This window comes from Rickettsia endosymbiont of Ceutorhynchus obstrictus, assembly GCF_964026565.1.
GTDB lineage: Bacteria > Pseudomonadota > Alphaproteobacteria > Rickettsiales > Rickettsiaceae > Rickettsia.
This window is the reverse complement of sequence record NZ_OZ032162.1, coordinates 621,692-644,278: the sequence shown is the minus strand read 5'-3', so window position 1 is coordinate 644,278 and position 22,587 is coordinate 621,692. Positions and strand designations below refer to the sequence as shown.

The window sequence follows — 22,587 nt, the reverse complement described above, 5'->3', positions numbered from 1 at the left end:
GAATTTTTGACTATCAGTTACCAAGCTTTTCCCTTATCCAATCAAGCCAACATCCGGCTGACAGTTAGTAGTTACATTAGCATAATTTTCTATCTCGGCAATATTATACACTATATCTGTGTTTTCTATCTTTGATTGATTATTGAATTGATTATTTTGCCTATTGTCAATTAATGGCTCATTTGCTAACAACATATCTTGTTGTTTTTTTAGCATTACTGTGATTTTATCTTGCAAGTGGTTTTTTAGTTCAGTAGCCTTAGTAGCTAGCTGAGTTTTTTCTAAAGATTTAGATAATATTTCCACTATATTACTATGATTACCATTGACTATTTCGCTGATTAATTGCGTTTGTAGAGTTATAGGGTCAAATTCTAATTCTGCCATTAAGATATCTTTTTCTTGGGCATATTCCTCTAATATTTCCTCAAATCCTGCTATAATATTAAGGACATGAGCTTGTACTTCTAATAAATTAAGCGGTTCTTCTTTTGTAATATAAGGTTTTACTTTTGTAATTTTTCTTATTATTAAATCAGCTAATGTTAAACTATCATTTAATTGATGCTGAATTCTTAGTGGTACTATTTGTACTACTATCAGCTGTCTGTTCTGCATCTATAGATGCAGTCTTAATATTTTTTGCAGTAAACCAGTTTATTTTATTAATTGGATTTAGCACGCTTAATAATATCCCAGTGCTTTTACTTTTTAGCCAATTAATCATATTATTTATTGGTGATAACATACTACTAGCGGCATTACTTATTACATGATCACTGATATTTTCTGTTTCGTTTCCCTCAGCAATCTCACGACGATAACGATCATATATTACACTGTTTTCTGTGCTAGAATTAGATACATAATCTATAATGCTATTTTGAGCAGTCTGTAGCATGGTCCACTGCATTTTCCATTCTATCTCCTTTTCTGTAATAATAATAACATTCTTATTAGCATTCATAATCAAAGGCACTTGAACAAAAAATAGTCCTTCGCTATTATAACTGATCCTTATAGCTATATCATTTAAATATATTTCCAATCTCTTATACCAATCTTGGTTTAATGCTTCTTTTAATTTTATTGTTGCTATATAGTTTTTATCTGGTGGAAAAAGATATATTTCTCCATTTGTAAGTGGAGATACTCTTCCCCCATCTTTATAATAGAATAATTTCATTAATATATCATTACCAGACTCCACAATCTCAGATTGTAATTCTTTATATAAACTTTCTTTTATTTGTTTTGATAAAGAACATAAATCTATAATAGTATTATCCTCAACTTTATTAATCGTAATGTTATAACCATCTCTATTTTTTACATATTCGACTGGATTCTGAACATGATTGATTGTTTTCATTATTCTATTAACAACGTTATCAGGAAAAAGTTGCTGATTTATTATATTACTATATTGTGTTGTCTTATCTAAAGAATAGTTTTGTAATTGTACGTTATATAATAATTTATCTTGATATTTAGACAATAAACTATTATTAATATGACTTTTTAATCTAGTAAATTCTTTAAAATCACAATCTTCAATAAAATTAATCTCATCTTGCACTGAAGTAAAGCCTAGGATCGCGTAAGCTTCGGTGATATCGAAGCTATTAATTGACATTACACATCTTAAAACATGTTCTATATCATAATCTATCACAGATTCTAGTTCTTTATTTAATTTATATAATTGCGAAGCGTTAGAAATGTTATTCTCTAAATACGAGGTAGAACAGTTGTTTTTATCTAACCTTTGAATTTTTATTGGATCTAAACCTAAATCAAATTCTAGTGTAGATATTCTATAATTTTCATTAATACACCAATTTTTTATTTTAATAAAATTATTAGAATTTTTATCAGTAAATATTAAATCTTGATCTATAATATGAACTTTAATTTGTTCAGGTAGCACATTTTTTAATAACATCACCCCTATACGTTGTGCATCTGATTCTATAGAAATTAAGGTGTTATTTACTAATTTCTGATTATGATTAATTTCAAGGGATTTACCAAAATCTACAACATATTCTTTTACAATTTTTTCATAATTATATTTTTTATAATCTAAAGCTTTAGGGTATTCTTGTAATAAATTAGTACTATATTTATAATTTATACTACCATTGCTATATGAATATAGTTTAAAATCTTGCCATTTAAGAGTATCAGAATAAAAATCTTTAAGTATTACAACCAAAGGATTAGGATTTTCACCTATGTCTTTTTCTAATAATAATAGATCATTATTATTTCTGCAGAATTCTATATTTTCTAAATTACTATCCACTACAACTTGCTTAATACTGACTGGCAGTATAAATACATTTCTATTACTGCTAGCATGATAAAAAGGTACCAATCTAACATCCTCATCAAAAGGTATAAAAGAATTTTTACTTTGATCCACTAATATTAAATGTTTATACTCATTACCTAAAAAGTAATTCTCTATTATAATATTATCTCTTTCAGTAGTAGTATGATTAACTTTTTTCTCAATTAATAAACTTAAATTATCATCTTTTTGTTCTAATGAAACATCATCAATAGATTGTACACTTAAAATATCGAGTTTTTTATCTTCTGATCTATTATCAATATTTACTGCAGTTTCACCTGGTGCATTACTGGCTATATACACATCCTGTCCTTCTCCACCTTCAGCAAATACAGTTTGTTTATCAAGATTAATAACATCAACTCCAGAAGAACCAATAACCATCTTATAGGATACTTTATGATCATTTTCTAATGCACTACTAATAACACCGAAAATTTTATAATCTTTTTCTGTATATGAAATGTTTCTATAGTAATCTTTAGCAATGCTTAAATTATCAAGAGAGTGTCCTGCATGCAGTTCAAATTTACTAACAATAGTAGAATTACTATCTAGCTTAGGAACAATATTACTACCATGCTTATCTATCAATACAAAGTTAGTATTGTTGTTCCTATCAAGATAGTTTTTAACGTCAAGAGTGAATGTACCATTTTGACTCAACGGTATCCTGAAGGATATGGTATTATTTATTGGAGAATAAGTTATTTGATCACAATCTTTTAACAAACTAATTTTGGAAAAAATGATAGTACCGTTTCCATGTACATTAATTGTTGAACTTGAAACCTGGTTTTCATATCCCTGAGTCTTGACAAAAAAGGTATAAGTACTATAATAACCTGCAACCTTAGTATATGGATAAATATTTACTTTATTACAACCAGTGATTAAATCTTCTTTGCCATGACTATAACCTCCACCACTATCTATAAAAATATGAGGAGCAGGTATATGATATTCTCCTGAATAATGAATGTTTGTAAGATGAAATGGTTCACAAACAATATTATCTACTTTATTTTTTCTTCCAATATAGTGAAGTCTAGCATCATCATATCTAAAATAGTGTACTGCAAAACTACGATCATTTAATATTACTTGCGAGAATCCTGTATTCAATGAGTAAGTGTTAGTGATCTTAAAATCTGTAACTTCATTTGTTAGTTGTTCTGTACTAAGTATATTAGTAGAATTGCTACCCAAAGAAAGCGGACCTAAAAATTTATCACTTATAAAAATAAACTGATTAGTTGTGTCATTTCCACCAAGTATTTTTGTATTCCCCTCAGAAAGCAAAAAAACATTGTGTAATTTATCACTTCCAATTATTGTTCCTGTATTTATATATCTTAGATCATAGATAATCCATTGATCATTGTTTTTTGATGCTTTCCTCTGATTATGAACCATAACTACCGCATTATCACAATGATGTACAGCTGTTGGAACTGATTTTGTAACACCTTTCTCATAATCTGCATCAGTAATTTCTGGTAAACAAATCATTGTAGAATTCTGTATAGGGTGAGGTAAGACACGCGAAAGATGTTTTGTATTAGCGTTTTTCTCATGCATATGAATAGTTGCAGAACTACCACTAATAGTAGATATATAGTCACAGTAAGATATTGTATGGCATGATATTGCAATATAATACGCATGACATACTTCTTTATTTTTGCAGTTTTTAGGTTGATATTCTATCTTTCCTAATCCTGTAGCATAAGCAACCACATCATTAGGACTAGCTGATAAAGTTTTCCAAGCATTTTGAACTATATTGTTAACTGCTTCTGTTCTAAATTTTAAATTTTTTATGTCTTGTGCCATATCTTGCAACAACATAGTACGCCAAAAGATACTCCAATTCTCCGAATGTGTAGTATCATACTTTTCTTCATATTCTATAATATTACTAATGCCACTATATATTCCATAACCTACCATTAATCCAAAACCAACTCCTATAGCTAATGGTCCAGCACCCGCAACAGTTAATCCAATACCAGAAAAAAAAGAAACGCTAGAAAAAGTTATAGATGCTATGTTATCTCTTATGTCTTTATCACTACACGGATCATTACTGCCTTTTTTATTAGCACATTGTACTAAAGTATTGGATGACATTGCTATATCAATAATATCAAATACTCCTGCTAATGCTCCTGCTGTACCTTTTGCTATTTTTGCACCATATTTCATTCCTCCTATTTGGATAACGAACTTTGTATTATAACCTAAAACACGTGGTACAAACTTGCCAGCAGTATTTGCAGCTGTATTGACAATTTTAGGTGTAATCTTTACCATTATATGCTCAATTGGTTGTGATAGAAAAGAATAACTCAACCCAGTCACACTTAATGCACAATATCCTTCACTTCCATCTTGACAAGTAGCAATAGTACTATGTATTCCTCTTATTAATTGAACTTTACCTGCAGCATTTAATAGCCCTTGCTTTAATTTAGGATTGATTTTTGGAGCATCACTCTTTGAAAAATCATGTGATAAATCTTTAATGCGCTCATTTTGAATATAACTATTATATCCTCCATCTTGAATAACATCATTCAATAAATACTTGTACTCACCAATAATATTAATATTGTTATCACCTGCTGCAATTCTTTCTTTAGCTAATTCTAATAGTTGAGAATTTTTATTATTATCTTGAATATTTTTGGTATACTCCAGAAATTTCTTACTATCAATCATAATCTGATCTAAATCTCTTGGTGCTTTTTTGTTTACATTAAAATTATCTACATCATCCCATGAATACAAACAATCATTAATACTCCTTTTTGTTCTTCCAGCACCTAAACATAATTTTGACAGCCCAGCTACTACATTAGGATCAGCAACAGTAGTAGAACTATGCACTACTATAGCAGAAGTAAATGAATCACTTGTTAATAACAAAGAATCAGCATTCCTAGCTTGAGCATTAAACACAGCTCCCATTATAACTATTTTATCACTATCTGTTATCGCCTTTAAAGCTGCTCCTTGGGAGTATCTGTTGACTTGTTCGTCAACTAAGTTTTTTACTACTTTTTTTCCTTTATCATTTAAAAATTCTTGTTCTTTTTGTATTTTTTCTGCTATGTCTGTTATTTTTAATAGATTATTTTCCTGTGTGTGAGTTAATTTAATTGAGTCATCATATTTTAATTCTAGTCCTACAGGCGTGTACTCTTTAGTACCTTGAACAGAAGCTCCAATACCTTGAATTAACATGTCTATTCTACCACCAGCTCCTGTTTGAAATTCTGTTAATACTAACTCTCTGGTTTTTTCTTCTCCTGCTAATTTTATATCACTATAATGACTAAATGCTCCATGTAATATTGCTTGAAAATGTGCTTCTTTACTAATGAATGATTTAATAGGATTAATCCCTTCCCCGATTTTCTTTAATAAATTATTATATTTATCTGATGAAATATTAGCCTGTAACTGAGAATTTAGAGCATCAACGAACTTTTCTTTTAGCTTATCAGGGTAAGTAATCTTTGTAAAATCTCCCTTAGATTCTTCATTATAAGCATCATTATATGATTTTAGAGAAGGATAAAGATCAATTATTTTTATATTACAATATTCTTCAAATTGCTTTTTATCTATTCTAAAATGTAAATCCAGTTGAATAATTTTCCTATCACCAATTAATGCTTGATTTAATGGAATCTTTTTTAGCTGCACATCTCTATTAGTTTCTATAATATTTAATAAAATAACAGAGTCTTTTTGACTAGATGGGATAAACAACACTGTTGTAATGGCATGACTCTTATCTCCTTTGAGATCAGTTTGTTGACTATCTTTAGTCTTATCTTTGGCTATACGTCCAGGTTGCACTCTTGTTGCCTGAGAATCCAACACTTTTAGTTCTTCAGTTGCTACAATATCATCCTTATTATAGATAAAAATATGTTTTGTATATTTATCGTCTTCTAATAATATCGATTGTCCAAGTAGAAACCTGCTAAAGTAATGATTCTCACTTTTTTCTCCTGTGCCTGGAAAGGTATGATAAGTATTTTCTAAGTACTCTTTGATTTTATCTTGAAAAACGCTCTTATCTTTTTCTCGAGTAATTTGATCCCTAACTTCCCATTCTCGTGTAGAATCTAGTATTCCCTGTACTAAAGGAGTTATTTCTACATCACGTTTTACCAATTCCATTTGTATAAATGATGAGGCTGTACTATCCAAGTTCATACCAGCACAAAGAATATTATCTGGAATAGTTAGAATCCTCATAGTATTAGGTTGGAATCCCTTAGTGTAATCTTTTGCTTGTTTAAGAGCATCACTAGATCCTATTTGTCCTGTAATTCCTGCCTTAAGTTCAATAATGATAGGAATAGAATTTGTTGCTCGATCAGGACCACGAACTAATAAAATTATATCAGCATATCCTCTACCTGCAAATTGTTCTAAATAGATACGGGTATTTTCGCGATACCTAAAATTATCAAATACACCAGCTACAAACCCATGATGATCAGCTTCTCGTGCTTGACTCCCATAAACATCTTTTGACAAACTTAAAGCAGTGTGGGTATCTTTAATGTGGGTTAAGATTTTTTCAAAGATATTTCTTACTTGATCTGTATCTGAACTAGCAAGCTTAGCTATATCATTTTCTAGATAATCGTCTCCTGCTCTTTTCTTAGTTATTTTTTGAAATGGAAACTTAACAGGAGCAGGACCTGCATCATGTTTTATTGGTATATTATTATCTATTTCGACTGTGATTTTGTTTTCTCCTGTGGATTTATTAATCTTTATTAATTGAATTTTAATGTCTTTTTCTTTTAGTTTACTTTGTTTATTGTTTGCTCTTAAATTATTTATCTCGTCTAATTCATCTGTAGTAAATTCAAGTTTCCGTGTACGTAATTGTTCAGATGTATATTTTTTGTTGCCTTCTTCAGTAAAGATAAAAACATTTACTTTTTTTTCTATTTCTACCACTACCTTTAAAGTTTTTGCACTATCAAAACGGAAATAAAGACTTGTTATTCCAATTTTTTGTACACCAAGTCGAGTATCTAATAATGTAGAAAAACTTCCTAAGAAAAAATGAGGAAAAAAACCTTCTTTTATACTAGAATGTAAGTAAGAAGGAATCTGATTTATAAATGACTGAAATCTTGCTTGAAAAGAATAATCAAGTGGTGGATTTTGAGGTATACTACTTTTAGCAATATCTGGAAAAAGTAGTTCTATTAACTCAAATTCTTGTGGTTTTTCCTTTAAAGGATTTATATTAGGCATAATAAACCTCATAAATACTTATTACATAAACTTTTATCTTTATTGATTGACTAAAAATTTCTTTATACTTTATTAACTTAATTCTCCTGCTCCATGCTCATCTAATAATGTAAATATGCCAGTAGAATTAGCCCCTAATACAGCAACATCTCCTGTCCCTTCTTCTTGTTGCTTAGTATCAACTAAGTAATTAAAACTACTGTTAAATAGATTATTTTTTATGAAAATATCATAAATCCATTGGTGTTTTTTAAGATTTTGTACTTGTTCTAAGTTAAGAGAGCCAACTATTTCTGATAATATCTCTGAGTATTTATCTGCTGTAATGAGTTTTGCTATACTACCTGCAGCAACAAAACTATAGCTTAGTTCATGTAAAAACTTTTGTTTATGCTCTTCAAATCCGGGCATATTCCACATAACACTCAGCATATCATAGCCAGCTTTTACAAAACTACTATCAGGTGCTGAAGAGATTCTGGTTAATGATACGGATATTAATGTATCATATTGATCATTGGATAAATCTTCTGGTTTTAAATATGTAAATAATTTTTGAGCACGGTCAAAATAATAATTACCTCTTAGTTCTGTAAAAATAGAATAATGACCATTCTTTTCAATGTCCCTTTTTAACAACTCAGGATATTTATCGACATCAAGACGATGCAGACAAAAATCAATCATATCTACATTAGCTCTGCCACTAAATAGCTCATAGTAAATAGCCGTGTTTATTAATAGTTCTTCTTTTTGCTCTGCAGATAATACCGGTTGCAATTTATTCCAAAAAAACTCTAATGCTTGTACATGTTTCCCCATCATTGCACATTCATAACCATGCATATCTAAATTATCTCCTGCAAGTTTTAACTTATTTTTAAACTTGTCTGTATAACCAGTAATAAAATGTGACCAAAAGGATACTAACCCTCCCGCACGTGAATATGTACTATCTAGTATAGATTCTATAGATGCCGGCCAAGCACGATCAGATTGAGCCTCATCAAATAACTTGCGAATATCATCTTCAAAACAGCACCAGCAGGCTACCCTATATTTTTGAAAATTATCAAAAGGGTTTTCTTTACCATCTGGAGTCTTTTCTGCAAGTAATCTCCTACCTACTTCATTTCTATTGAGTTTTACTTGTTCTAAACTATCTACTTTTTCCCAACAAGCATCATCATTAATTACTTGGGCAATAAAATCTAACTTATTTGAAAAACTTGTCTTCAGTAAAGGAGCACCATATAAATGACACCAATTCTCTATTTGTAGCTGTTTAGACCCTTTATAAGGATCATTCGGATTAACAGAAGCCACTAACCCTTCTTTAACTTGATCAGAACGCATAAAATTTTCTCCTATTCATTTTTTTGATCATAAAACTACATGACATCTTATGGATTTTTGTATTAGCTTACAGTAAATACAAAAACCTCTATTATTACTTTAGTTATTCTTAAACTTTAACACAATGACTTTTTTTATTTATTTTTTCTGTAGTTTTTAAAACCTACTCAATTACTATACTATACTTATTCAGTATTATCATTAATTTCATAGTAGTAAATTAAGAATCTTCACTATTAATTATATAAACACCCTAACACCATTAATCTTTATAAATATTCTGAATTTAATGCTACGTTAAGTAAATTTAGAATTATTCCAAAAAGCAATAAATACAATTTAGATTTTATCAACACAAATTTTGCAATTATAATTTTAGCATCTTATTAGCAAACAGATTATTAAATTTTTCCCTATTTCTTTAGTGAAATGAGCAAAGATTAAGGCATTTGGTTATCAAAAACATTTTTGCCAGTTTTGGTCCATTGATCTTGAATATTTGGATGTTGCATTAATTCGTTTTTTAGAAAAACCAATGCCCCTAGTAAACTATTAGGTGGTAAACAGTCGAGCTTGGCTTTAACAACTAACCCACCCATTTCTATCAAACGACGGGTACGAGCTTTTCTTTCTTGAATTTTAAGTCTTGCTTCTTCAGTAATAATTTTAGCTTTTTTTTGCTGCAATTTTAATCTACGTTTTATGACGTTATCCATATAAATAGTTTTCATTTTTGATTGTTATAATAATCATGAATCATCAATAAATTATGGAAGTCAACTTTATAATTATTAAGTGCTCAGAAATTCTGCAAATTTTTTCTTGAATAGATCAATGTTGGATACAATTTTTAAGCTTGCAAAGTCTTGGCATAGTGCTGAAATAGAAAACCATTCAAAATCAAAATATCCCCATACCTAACTGAACCAGCAAACTAAGATCAATAAAAACAAATAAAGATGATCGTTATTTATCAGCTATGTAAAAAAGGAATAAATAAGGAGGTTGGTACTTGTTGCATAAACAAAGAAGAGCGGGTAGGTAGGCACTTAGCGTGCTTTCCTCCCAAAGGTAGGGTCGAGCAATGGCACGGTAGCTTTTGTTATCCCCGTTTCCATCACCCGCCTCGTCAAACGTAACGTACAGATTTCCCGTATTACGCTTTCCTGATAACTTCTTATCATTGCCTATGACCTATCCGCTGTTATTGCTTTCAAAGGTCTGTAATATCGAATTTGGTAATCGTTATATAATCCCATCTTCTCATACAAATCTCTCCTACTCCACCTTTCCCAGCCGAAGCCTTTCAATCCTCGTGATTTCATTAAATGGCGTCTTACTTTCTTCTCTACCCAGTCTCTTACATATCCAAAACAACGGCTAGAGTTACCAATCCTAAAGTAGTTTATCCAACCTCGTAATATCGGGTTGATAAGGTATGTTACTCTATCAACTGGTTGCGATATAAACTTGCGGAATATCTCTTTTAGTTTTGCTAGCAGGGCAGTTCGTGCTCTCATTCTAGGCGTCTTCTGGATTCCAATTTTACCTTGCTTAGTTTTCGCTCGTCTAAAATCAAATCCCAGAAAGCTAAATGTTTCACCATTCTTTAGATCAACTGTCTTTGTTTTCTCTTCGTTTAGTTCAACCTTTATTTTCAACAATTCTTGTCTTAGCCTTATATTGATCGCTCTCTCTAACCACTGCCATTTTCTATAGCCATCAATTAGTATGATCAGATCATCAGCCCATCTAACGTACTCTATATGGTCATAGCCATCTCTTAGCTTACTCACTTCCTTTGCTCTTTCTAGCATTTTATCTACTTCATTTAAGTAAATATTGCTTAAATGCGGTGATAGTTATGCAACGACAAAATTTATTGCCTGGGGATGACAGCTAAGTTTGCCGGTAAGAGGGTGGATAAGTTTGCATAAATAAGCCTCCTTTTTGTTAATGTTTTATAATATTAGAATATTTACTTGGGTTTAAATTCTAGATATAACAACGTTAAATTTGTGTCATACTTGATTTTATAATTGTTTTTCTGTAAGTATTAAGTTTGTTTAAAAGCATGTTTTCTCCTATAACTTTCAGAATTAATTTCTAGAATCGTAGAATGATGAATTAGCCTATCGATAGCAGCTACAGTCATAGAGTTTGTAGCAAAAATACTATCCCATTCACTAAAAGGCTGATTAGATGTAACAATAAGACTCCCTGATTCGTATCGCTGAGCAATCAGTTCGAACAAAACATGCGTTTCAGCTTCATCCTTACGTACATATCCTATATCATCAAGGATAATAACATCATATTTATCAAGTTTAGCAAGTTCTGCCGGAAGGCGACAATCTCGACGAGAGGCTTGCAGATTTTGAACAAGCTTAGTGGTGGAAGTAAAGAGTACTCTGATATTTTTTTCTACCAATGCATACCCTAGTGCAGCAACTAAATGACTTTTTCCTACCCCGGATGGACCAAAAACTAATAAATTTTCGGCTCGCTTAACCCAACTAATATTACAAGCTAGATCATCTACTTTTGCTTTATTTAAAGTTTGAACCTGACTAAAATCAAAAGTAGCTAAAGATTTACCTACTGGTAGATGAGCTTTTCTTAAATAAGTTTGAATCTTTTTCCTATGACGAGCTTCTACTTCGTGTTCAAAAAGGATAGATAAAAACTTAGTATAATTCCATCCCTCATGCTCTGCTTTTTGTAAAATCGATTGCCATAGTTCAAGTGGCTTTGTTCGGAAGGGTATCTGTTGTTTTTTTTGACGTAATTATCCTATTTTTAGGGAAGCACATTTACCGAATGAATTCCATAAATTTATAATGTTGGAAATAATAATTGCTTCACGTTTTTGTGATGATATTTTTTTAGTTAATAGAGATGAACCAATACATCGCTTAATTCTTGAAATTTGAGCTTCAATTCGTGCCCTAATTCCATAACAGTATTTTTTATAAAATGCATAAATATTACCTTTCTTACTAATATAACCTACAACCTTATCATGCCATATGGTATTATCTTGACCATATATCTTAGCATTACGTGGAGGAGGAATTACTGGTGTAATACCACGATTACTTAATGTCTCAACTCCTTCAATACTATAGTAAGCACCATCAGCAATTACTCTATCTACCGATATATTCTCTGGTATTAAAGACTCTAACATCTCTATATCAGAAGTATGGCAATCAGTAATCTCAACATCATGAATATTTATTTCAGAATCCATAGCAATATGCATTTTCTGCCATGGCTTATTCTTACAGATTTTATTATATTTCATTGCGTACCAGCTACTAGCTGTATTGAATCTAAGACCTGTGCTATCTAGTATCAGAGATATAGCTTCGCCATTCTTGACACGCCCAGCAAGTTTATTGCAAAACTGTTTCACCTCTAATGGTATCTGTGAAAATAAATTACATAAATGACCAAAACTTGGAACTGGAATCTCAAGACCCTTGCTCCGCCATAGATCCTCAAAGTAACCTGTTATTTGACGCTGCCCGAAACCAAATAAACGATATAATGTATAAATTAGTTGTATATAGGGTACTTGGTATGTCGTTGTCCTTCCAGATTCTCCCTCTACGTAAGGTTTGGTATTAATGAATAAAGACTCTAGATCCCCTGCAGGGAAATACAGGCTGATCATCCCTCTTTTTCTTAAACTCTCGTTATATTGTGACCAATTGGTTATTTTATATTTCGGCTTATCTATTTTTCTTGGCAAACCTGTTTTTGCTCTTTCTTTGTATGGCATTCTCAATTTACAACTTATCTATTCCAGAATATTATATATCATTCTCCCTATACTTCACACCTATTTATTACCCTTCCGAACAAAGCCGATTCAATACAGCTAGTAGCTGGTACGCAATGAAATATAATAAAATCTGTAAGAATAAGCCATGGCAGAAAATGCATATTGCTATGGATTCTGAAATAAATATTCATGATGTTGAGATTACTGATTGCCATACTTCTGATATAGAGATGTTAGAGTCTTTAATACCAGAGAATATATCGGTAGATAGAGTAATTGCTGATGGTGCTTACTATAGTATTGAAGGAGTTGAGACATTAAGTAATCGTGGTATTACACCAGTAATTCCTCCTCCACGTAATGCTAAGATATATGGTCAAGATAATACCATATGGCATGATAAGGTTGTAGGTTATATTAGTAAGAAAGGTAATATTTATGCATTTTATAAAAAATACTGTTATGGAATTAGGGCACGAATTGAAGCTCAAATTTCAAGAATTAAGCGATGTATTGGTTCATCTCTATTAACTAAAAAAATATCATCACAAAAACGTGAAGCAATTATTATTTCCAACATTATAAATTTATGGAATTCATTCGGTAAATGTGCTTCCCTAAAAATAGGATAATTACGTCAAAAAAAACAACAGATACCCTTCCGAACAAAGCCTACTGAATTATCTCTAGGAGAAGGCTTTGCTGACATTGTTATATTAGTACGCTCACCTGAGCGATCACTCAATACTATTCCTGTGATTGTTGAACTTAAAAAAGGTAGGAAAGGCGATATTTCTCAACAAGATAAGGATCAGGCTAAAAAATATGCTGATGCATTTTGGTATGGACCACAGAGAATGATAACAAACAATAAAGATGTTGTCTATTCAGTATTAAATTGTGATTTGGAAGAAGACAAAAGAGTATGGGTTGAGGCAAGTACAAAAAAGATTGATCATCAACCTTTTTTACGTTTTACGCTACAAACTACTGACAAAACAAAAATAGAAGAGCAATTAAAGTACATTTATTATGCTATACCAAATGAAGTTCCAAATTACTATAATTATACTACGAAATTGTTATTAGGGCAGTTAATTGCTACAACACCAAAAGAAGAATCGTGGGAAAAGCATGTGTTTAAATATGCAAGAATAGGGGCATCAGATATATCTGGAGATATAGCAACATTTGGATTTATGAATCCAGAACAAAAGATATTAGTATTACTCAATGTAGCTAGGGGTGATGTAAGACATCCTATACCAGAAACTAACAAAACCAATATAGATAATATAATTGGAGGACATAGAAATGTAAAAATAGAAGAAATATATTTAAAACTTAATACCAAAAAAGCAGTTAAAGGTAGTTTTGAAAATTGGCAAAATATTAAGGTAAATTCTTATAGTAACTTACAAGAATATAATAGCAAGAAGACTCAGGATTTACTAGGACAATTTTCAGAGTTAAATATTGATACAGAGTCTTTAAATACCGTATTAAGTAGAGCAGTAGACGTAATGAAGAAGCCTAACATAGAACCAAAAGATGCACAACATTATGTAAATTTATTTAAAGAAATAAGTAAACATTTATTTGACTTTAAGGAATCCATTAATAATGAGGATAATTTTCAAGCTATAGTACAAGGGATATTTACCCACTATAGTGATGTACAATTCGGCGGTGGTAATAATGAACGCATTAGTGTTGTTCCAGAAATGCAATCTGGTGGAGGATGTCGTGTTGATATAGGAATAGTTGGTAAAAAGGTGTTTGTAGGAATAGAACTCAAATTTGATGAAACCCAAGGCACACAAAAGCCAAAGATGTTAAAGAACACAGCAATAACAGCAAAAGCTAACGATGCTGAAAAGCAATTAGCACGTTATAAAGAACAACCAAATAACATTAAGTCTTTAACAGATGGTGATGAAGCCGCAATGCTTTGGGCAGTATTCCATAAAAAGGCAACGACTCCTGAATCACTAATCGAAGTACGAAGTGAGTTTGATACTTTCCCAGTAGTGCATAGTTCAATGCACGTTATCCAACAGCTAATTGGAGATAGTATGGATATGAGTTAGTTTTAGTCACTCTGTATAAATGTAGCTTTGCTGCATGGTCCAAGAGAACATGATTAAAAATTGTATTTTACCTGTATTTTAAAATTGTGTTTAACGTAAGAATTCAATTGTAGTATTTTTTGAGCCATGTAACAAAACCTACAAACGCTGAGGGAACAATTTAAAAACTCAGTGATAATTTAAAAGATAAAAGAAAATATATAAACATGATGAAAGTATATTTTCTTTACTTACAAAAGAACAAAAAAATATAAAGTTGCTCTTGGCTAGGGACATTCTTAGAGTATTTAATATAATGCTTTATGTACATACGCACTAAGAGTTAGAACTATCAAAGGCGCTTTTACCGATTTTAGTCCATTGATCTTGGTTACTTGGATATTTTACTAATTCATTTTTTAAAGAAAGTAAAGCACCAAATAAAGTGTTAGTAGGTAAATAATCAAGTTTAGCTTTGGCGATCAAGCCACCAATTTGGATTAAGTGGCGTGTTCTAGCTTTTCTTTCCTTAATCTTAAGCTTCGCTTCTGCAGTAATAATTTTAGCTTTTTTTTGTTCTAATTTTAGTCTTTGTTTGGTCATATTTTCCATAGATGTAAACCTCATTTTGTAATTATCAGATTAGCATATTAATTACTCACATGTCATGAATGCTCAAAAAATTTGAGAAGTCAAATTGTTTATAGTTATCAATAAAATTTGATAAAATTTTTCTCTGAATCAGCTAATTGATAGATACAGGTCTAAATTTTTAAAGTTCAACATAAGTGCAAGAGTAAATACATAGTAAAAATCACAATAATTCCCCATGCCTATCTGAACCAGCAAAACCTAGAATAAATAAGTATAAACAAGAATAATTGTTATTAGTTAAGATCGATTTAAAAACATCAGAGGTAGGTTAGCTCTTGGTTTGCAAAAACAAAAGAGAGACGCAATATATAAACCTAAAGGTTTATTATTTGCTTGCTGGTTCATATGTTTGAGATTCAGTGGATGATTTTAAGATTGCATGGTAATGTCAATGATGGATTGAACATTGTTAGAATTAACAAACCATGGCGATACAGTTTGCAAGAATAGAAATAGTAAGTAGGAGTGAAGGTAAAAATGCTTGTTTGAAAGCTGCTTATAATGCCAGGCTGATTATTAAAGATGAGAGAACTAACATCACTTATAATTTTAGCAAAAAAGGCGATAATGTTTACCATGCAGTATTATTACCTAGCCACGTAGATCAAAAATTCAAAGACTCAAGGATCTTGATGAATGAGGTAGAGCGTACAGAGAAAAGAAAAAACAGTCAATTATTAAAAGATATAGTTATAGCACTGCCTGATGATAAGGAATTGGATTTAGATGATAGAATAGCCATTACTCATGAAATCATCGAAGAGATTGGGTGGGTAAGAAATGGCCTAGGAGTTCAGGTTGATATTCATCAGCCACAGACGTACGAAAAGAATTGGCATGCCCATGTGCTTGTGACTACCAGAAGATTTACAGAAGATGGTAAAACATTAGGAGCTAAGGCAGTAGATTTAAATCCTAAATTTGCCAAAGTTAAGGGCAAAGCATTCATTATCCCTGAAGATAAAATTATTCATGAAAGAGCTAAAGAAGTAATCAATAAATATTTTGCCAAGTTAGGTTTAGAAATCCGAGTAGACCCAATAAGTTTTAGCCCTGAGCAGCATGTCGGCCCTACTAGAATGCGAAGTATTATCAATGAAATAGCAGAGCAAAATAACATATGCAGGCTTGCCCATCTTGAAATCATCAAAGGAGCAGATGGAGTGCTTGATCGCATGATTCGTCATCAAGCTATTTTTACTAAATTGGATATAGAAAAAGCAGTAAAAGAGATTAAAAAAGAAGCAGAAAAGCAAAAACTAATAAGGGAAATATTAAATTCAGATAGGCTGATAAAACTATATAATGAAGATGGCACGGATACTAAATACTATACTACTAAAGGCGTGCGGGATGAAGAATTAAGGATACTAAGAATAGCAGATAAGGTAAATAGCCAGATTCATTTTAATAACGTTATTAAGCTTAAAAGTGCTATCGATAATCTTGCAAGTGTTAATGAAGCACAAAGAGCAAGTCTACAGCATATTTTAATTAATAATCAAGGGATTAGGGTCTTGCAAGGTAGAGCCGGCACCGGTAAGTCGCAAGTACTTGCTGAAGCTTATAAAATTGCCACCAATCATGGGCAAAATATTATAGGACTCGCTCCTACTCATAAAGCAGCATCAGAGCTTAAAAGTAAAGGCTACCAGAAGTGTCATACAGTCAAAGGGTTTTTATTTAAATTGTATAATGGTAAAGCTAATCTACCAAGAAATACTACGCTAGTAGTAGATGAAGCAGGAATGGTAGGTAATAGTGATTATTTAGAATTACTAAAAGTAGCAAGGAGTAACAATTGTAATCTGATACTGGCTGGAGATGAGAGACAACTCACTTCCGTTGAGCGAGGAGGAATGTTTGCAGTATTGGCTAGTAAATTTGGCTCATATGAGTTAAGTAGCATTAGAAGACAAAATAAAGTATGGGCAAGAGAAATGGCTTCATGCTTTGCAAAATCAGATATTGCCGGTGGTCTGCGTTTACTTGCACAGCATAAATGTTTAAAGATTGATCATACGCTAGAAGAATCAATGGCAAGACTAATTAATGATTGGAGTAACAGCAAATTTGCTCTAAATGAGCGTTTAATAATTACCATGCGTAATGTTGAAGTAGATAGTATTAATCAAGGGATCAGGGAGTTATTAAAAGCTAAAGGCTTGCTTACCGGTAAAGAATATAGACACTATCTATCATCTGAAAAGTACGAAGATTATATGGCAGGAGATCGTATTTTGTTTAAAAGTACTAATAAAGATTTACAAATAGATAATGGTGAATTTGCTACAATTACTTCAGTAAGTAACGATAAATTTATCACTAAAACAGATAATGGCAAAGAAATAGAATTTAATCCTCAAGATGTAAGCTTTAAACATGGCTATGCATCTACAGTATATAAGGCTCAAGGAGCCTCAATTAAAGATGTCTATGTATTACATAATCTAGCAGGAAATAGCAGAAATTCTTATGTAGCCATGACAAGGCACATAGAAGAGGTAAAACTTTACTATAATAGGAAGGCTACCAGGAATATGGCCAGTTTAATATCGCAACTTAGCAAAATAGATAATAGGCTATCTAGCATTAATTTTAAAACTTTAGAAGAATTAGTAGCGATTCAAGATCAAAAAAATAAGAGTCCTAATATTATAGATAAAGTAGGTAATTGGTTTAAAGGGGTAGTAGAAGATATTAAGGATAGATTACACAGTAATGATAACTATTATCACTTAAGAGTGAAGTTAGAGCCACCTGCTAAAGTAGCAGATATCCTAGGAAGTACTAGCACAAATCTTGCCACAAGCCATAAAGCCCAAGAAGAGCGAAAAAGCTCTTCTTATAACCTTACGAATTGTAATAAACAAGATACAACAATCAGTGTTAAGTTACAAGAGGATATTATGGCCAAGAATAAAATAGATTATAATTCTATTAATAAACAAAAAGCAGTAGAATTAAAGCAACGATTATCATTTAAAGCGGAAGAAATAGGTAGAAATTTGCTAGGCAGTCCAAACAAGCATTTATCAAATAGTCAAGTGTTACGCTGGGAGAAAGATGGCAAAATAGTGATGAGGATAGGTGGCAGTAAAGCTGGCAGATGGTATGATTTTAGTAAAGGAGAGGGAGGAGATTTATTTACCTTAGTACAAAGAGAAAAAAATTGTGATTTTGTAGAAGCTAAGAAATATTTACAAGATATGGTTGGTATATCAAACAATAGCAAGTTATTAGAAGATAAGATAAGAGAGCAATTTGACCAAAAAGTTAAGAATCAAGATCAACAAGCGAAATATGCTGAAATATCTAAGAGGCTATCAGTAAATAAGTGTTAACAAATCAGTTTATTAAGCATTAACCGAATCATAGCAATATAAATCTGATTAGTAGCAGATTTGACAGTATGTTCGTAATGTTTACTTAACCTTCTGAAATTATTTAACCAACCAAAAGTACGCTCTACTATCCATCTAATCGGTAAGATTTCAAATTTTTCTGATTTTCTCTTTACTACAGATAACAATGATTTTGTATTCAAAAAACACCAATTTTGTAAATTACCACTATAGCCTCCATCTGCAAAAAATCTTTCAATTGATGGATATTTATTCTTTGCTACAAGCAAGCTTTCTTTAGCACCGTCTCTATCTTGTATACTTGCTGAATGTACATTAACAGCTAGTAATAAACCATTTGCATCTGTTACTATATGACGCTTTATTCCTTTTATCTTTTTACCGGCATCATACCCTTTTACTTCACTTCTTTGCGTATTCTTAATTGATTGCGAATCAATTATTCCAATTCTCGGACTTGCTTTTTTTCCCCATTGATTCTCGGCATCTTGAAACAAGTTCTTCATTTATCTTTTGCCATAATCCTCTACGATTCCATTTATTATAATATTCATTAACTATTTTATAATTTGGATATTCTTTTGGTAAATATCGCCACTGACACCCTGTACGGCTCTGATAAAATATTGCATTTACTATTGATCTTCTATCTATTTTTATTTTCCTTCCTTTCTTCTTATAGGCAAAATATTCTTTTATTATTTCCCACTCTTCGTCCCGTAATTCACTTGGATAGCTCATAATTCTTTTGCTTTTTTGCTACCTTGTATAACATTTCTTCTTCTATTTTTCTACTATTTATTCTTTAACTTTTATTTACTGATAGGCTCTAAGATAAAGAGAGCTGAAGAATTATATGAAAAATCAGATTCTATAAAATATGTCATGCCAAATAATGTAGCAAAAAGATATTTATCAGAACATCGTGGAATTAAAGAAGTATTAACAAGATACCAACTAAGTAACGATCTTAGAACCAATATGATGTGGGATAATAATAGCAAACAATATTATCCTGCATTAATTGCTTTTGCTAGAAATAAAGATGGTAATATTACCGGTGGACAATCAATTTATTTAAACAAAGACACAAATAATAAAGCTGATATTGAGGTTAATAAACGTTCTTTTGGCAGAATCAGAGGTTCTTTTGTTGAGATTAATAAAAATAACGAACAGCAGAACGTACAAAGCAGGAACGTACAAATCAGTAAAGATGGCAATAATTCAGTTAGTAATATAACGATTATAGCAGAAGGGGTAGAAACGGCTTTAAGCATTGCAGAAGCTGGTATTAAGGGCAAAATACTTTGTAGTTTAGGTGTAAGTAACATCCGAAACTATGAGCCTATCAAAGGAGAAAGAATAATAATTGCTGCCGATAATGACGGCAAAGACGCAGTATCAGTTAATACTGTAATTAAGGCTCAGGAAGAATTAATTAGGCAAGGAGCGACGGTAGCAATAATACGACCACCAGAAAAAGGTGATTTTAACGATATGTTAAAATCCCAAGGGGCAGAATCTATAGACAAGCTTATAGAGCCTGAAATAGCAAAATTAACAGCAACTAGTAAGGCAACAGAACTTAAATCATCCTTAAAAGCAAGTGATGATAGCAAATCACAAATTAAATCTATAGAATTATTATTTTCAAAATTTGCAAATAACGATAATAATAAACTAAATAATTTGCAGCAACAGCAAATAACAGCTCTAGCCAAGTTTGGCACAGCAGAAAATATCAATACTGCTATGCAAATCTACAGAGAAAAAGGTATAGATTCTTGTACTGCTTATAGTAACAAGATTTGCATAGCAGCAATAGAGCAGAAGATACAGAAAGATTTACAAATAATGAAGAATAAATTTGATCCTAATTATAATCTTGGTGATAAAAAATTTTGTGATATAGTAGTACATGATTTTCAAGGCAAAAGCCATTTAGTGCCTGAAGATTACTTAAATGCTATAGGAAGGGATAAACAAGTAATGCAGTATATAAGTCCACGCTCAGAAATAGCTAAAGAAATAAGAAGTGCAGTAAAGCAAGTATCTGAGATCAAGCTAAATCAAGGAATAAGAGTTTAGAGTATAGTGTAATAATATTTTATCAAGTTAAAAAATATAAATATATGAGTGAACAAGGAAACCTGCTGGGTGATCCAGATAAGGATAAGAAGAAAGCTAAGCATGATAAGATATTTCGTAAGGCACTAGAGAATCCTCTAGTTGCCCATGAATTCTTTAATGCACATTTGCCCCCAAATATTAAAAGTTTAATAGATTTTCCTAGTTTAGCAATGGAAAATACCACTTTTGTAGAAAGCTCTTTAAAAGATTCTATCTCTGATGTTTTATTCTCATGCAAATTTGATAAACAAGATGGCTACTTATTTTTACTTGTCGAGCATCAATCAAAAGCAGATCATTTCATGGCCTTTAGGCTATTTAAATATATGATTAATATTTGTGAGCGATATTTAATACAAAATCCTAAAGCTAAGACTTTACCATTAATATACCCGATGATATTTTTCAATGGTCAGGAGAAATACAATGTTGCAAGGAATTTGTGGGATTTATTTGCCAATAACAAATTAGCAAGAGAATTATGGATTAATGATTACCAATTAGTGAATGTCCATGAAATACCAGATGAAGAGTTTAAACAAAGGATATGGTCAGGGATATTAGAATTTTTTCTCAAGCATATACATGAGCGGGAGTTATTAAAAAGATGGCAAGAAATATCAGATATATTACCGGAATTAACCAAAATAACGATAGGTTATGATTATCTAGAAATGATATTATATTATACATTGACGAAGATAGAGCAAGATGATAAAATAAAACTAGAGAATTTATTATCAACAAAGTTGAATCCGGAAATAGGAACAAGGCTTATGAGAAGTTTAGCAGAGCATTGGCAACAAGAAGGGAAAGAAATAGGTATTCTTGAAGGCTTACAAGTTGGTGAAGCTAAAGGTATCCAAATTGGTGAAGCTAAAGGTATCCAGATTGGAAAAGCTGAAGGAAAAGCTGAAGGAAAAGCTGAAGGAAAAGCTGAAGGGGAATATAATAAAGCAGTAGAGGTAGCAAAGAAAATGTTAGCTCAAGGTTGTAATGTTTCTTTAATTTCTAGTGTAACCGGTCTTGATGAAGCTTTTATTAGTTCTTTAGAGTAAACATATTTCTTGTAAAATTTACTCTGCTGTTTGAAAAATCATTTATAAAAATTCTGAAATAACAAAAAAGTTTTTTATACACAGCTTACCTCTAAAACTCGTAATACTAAATTAGCGATTTAAAGGGGCATTATAATAGGATTTTTCTTTATAAGGTATTCCCCTCCATCAAATAATTGAAATCTTTTAAAAATGCCATTAAAATGGTTTGATATTTTTAGATTTAAATCAAGTTTGTAAATTCATTTTAAGTTTAGTAATAGGGAAATTACCCACAAGTTTTACATAACAGGTAAGATCTTCTAGATTCATAATTTCAGATGGCATTACTAATAATTTTCTTTTCTCTAAGCTATGCATATTTACTCTTATGCTCAAAAAAAATAATATATCTATTTTTTAGATACACAAATTATAGTATTACTATAATATTCATTGGCAATAATGTTATAGCTGCTTCCAATACACTCCCAACAAATATCCTTAGTGATCATACTGGAATAATAGA

Annotated in this window: 14 protein-coding genes and 2 pseudogenes; 5 read left to right on the top strand and 11 right to left on the bottom strand. The window is 31.2% G+C overall.

Annotated elements, in window-relative coordinates; genetic code table 11:
* Positions 1–33: 33 nt before the first annotated feature.
* From AAGD64_RS03630 to AAGD64_RS03600, 7 genes are all read right to left on the bottom strand, one after another.
* The gene (locus AAGD64_RS03630) at positions 34–618 is read right to left on the bottom strand and encodes a hypothetical protein (RefSeq protein ID WP_341793894.1); all 585 of its coding nucleotides are present in this window, start codon (positions 616–618) and stop codon (positions 34–36) included.
* Positions 554–7,654, bottom strand: coding sequence for a hypothetical protein (locus AAGD64_RS03625; RefSeq protein WP_341793893.1), 7,101 nt, complete (start codon positions 7,652–7,654; stop codon positions 554–556). Before AAGD64_RS03625 ends, AAGD64_RS03630 begins: the two co-directional genes overlap by 65 nt.
* Positions 7,655–7,726: 72 nt before the next feature.
* A complete protein-coding gene (locus AAGD64_RS03620) occupies positions 7,727–9,010 on the bottom strand; it encodes a hypothetical protein (protein ID WP_341793892.1) in 1,284 nt (427 codons plus the stop codon).
* 440 nt (positions 9,011–9,450) lie between these two features.
* A complete protein-coding gene (locus tag AAGD64_RS03615; RefSeq protein WP_341793891.1) occupies positions 9,451–9,726 on the bottom strand; it encodes a conjugal transfer protein TraD in 276 nt (91 codons plus the stop codon).
* 471 nt (positions 9,727–10,197) lie between these two features.
* The gene (locus AAGD64_RS03610; RefSeq protein WP_341793890.1) at positions 10,198–10,827 is read right to left on the bottom strand and encodes a group II intron maturase-specific domain-containing protein; all 630 of its coding nucleotides are present in this window, start codon (positions 10,825–10,827) and stop codon (positions 10,198–10,200) included.
* Between the two features lie 239 nt (positions 10,828–11,066).
* Positions 11,067–11,738, bottom strand: a complete 672-nt coding sequence (gene istB / locus AAGD64_RS03605; RefSeq protein ID WP_341794149.1) for an IS21-like element helper ATPase IstB — start codon at positions 11,736–11,738, stop codon at positions 11,067–11,069.
* Positions 11,739–11,798: 60 nt separating this feature from the next.
* Positions 11,799–12,797 carry an IS5 family transposase gene (locus AAGD64_RS03600; RefSeq protein WP_341793889.1) on the bottom strand — a complete coding sequence of 333 codons (999 nt, stop codon included), beginning with the start codon at positions 12,795–12,797 and terminating at the stop codon, positions 11,799–11,801.
* Between the two features lie 116 nt (positions 12,798–12,913).
* Between AAGD64_RS03600 and AAGD64_RS03595 the strand changes: the two genes are divergently transcribed.
* Both AAGD64_RS03595 and AAGD64_RS03590 read left to right on the top strand, forming a co-directional pair.
* Positions 12,914–13,432: a transposase gene (locus AAGD64_RS03595; protein ID WP_341793888.1), complete on the top strand. Its 519-nt coding sequence runs from the start codon at positions 12,914–12,916 to the stop codon at positions 13,430–13,432.
* A 123-nt stretch (positions 13,433–13,555) separates the two neighbouring features.
* A complete protein-coding gene (locus AAGD64_RS03590; RefSeq protein ID WP_341793887.1) occupies positions 13,556–14,890 on the top strand; it encodes a hypothetical protein in 1,335 nt (444 codons plus the stop codon).
* A gap of 315 nt (positions 14,891–15,205) precedes the next feature.
* Here AAGD64_RS03590 and AAGD64_RS03585 read toward each other — a convergent pair whose 3' ends face one another.
* Positions 15,206–15,481, bottom strand: a complete 276-nt coding sequence (locus tag AAGD64_RS03585; RefSeq protein WP_341793886.1) for a conjugal transfer protein TraD — start codon at positions 15,479–15,481, stop codon at positions 15,206–15,208.
* 467 nt (positions 15,482–15,948) lie between these two features.
* Here AAGD64_RS03585 and AAGD64_RS03580 point away from each other — a divergent pair, with 467 nt between their 5' ends.
* Positions 15,949–18,867 (top strand): AAA family ATPase, encoded by a 2,919-nt coding sequence (locus AAGD64_RS03580; protein WP_341793885.1) that lies wholly within the window; start codon positions 15,949–15,951, stop codon positions 18,865–18,867.
* Here AAGD64_RS03580 and AAGD64_RS03575 read toward each other — a convergent pair.
* Positions 18,864–19,394 carry an IS5 family transposase gene (locus AAGD64_RS03575; protein ID WP_341793515.1) on the bottom strand — a complete coding sequence of 177 codons (531 nt, stop codon included), beginning with the start codon at positions 19,392–19,394 and terminating at the stop codon, positions 18,864–18,866. The two genes, AAGD64_RS03580 and AAGD64_RS03575, sit on opposite strands and share 4 nt — an antisense overlap.
* Positions 19,324–19,629 (bottom strand): transposase, encoded by a 306-nt coding sequence (locus AAGD64_RS03570; protein ID WP_341793514.1) that lies wholly within the window; start codon positions 19,627–19,629, stop codon positions 19,324–19,326. Before AAGD64_RS03570 ends, AAGD64_RS03575 begins: the two co-directional genes overlap by 71 nt.
* Before the next feature lie 87 nt (positions 19,630–19,716).
* Between AAGD64_RS03570 and AAGD64_RS03565 the strand changes: the two are divergent.
* A pseudogene (locus tag AAGD64_RS03565) lies at positions 19,717–20,979 on the top strand (toprim domain-containing protein); the annotation flags it as partial.
* Positions 20,980–21,023: 44 nt separating this feature from the next.
* The gene (locus AAGD64_RS03560) at positions 21,024–22,079 is read left to right on the top strand and encodes an Rpn family recombination-promoting nuclease/putative transposase (protein WP_341793884.1); all 1,056 of its coding nucleotides are present in this window, start codon (positions 21,024–21,026) and stop codon (positions 22,077–22,079) included.
* Positions 22,080–22,307: 228 nt separating this feature from the next.
* Here AAGD64_RS03560 and AAGD64_RS03555 read toward each other — a convergent pair.
* Positions 22,308–22,445: pseudogene (locus AAGD64_RS03555) on the bottom strand (type IV secretion system DNA-binding domain-containing protein); the annotation flags it as partial.
* Between the last annotated feature and the right edge of the window lie 142 nt (positions 22,446–22,587).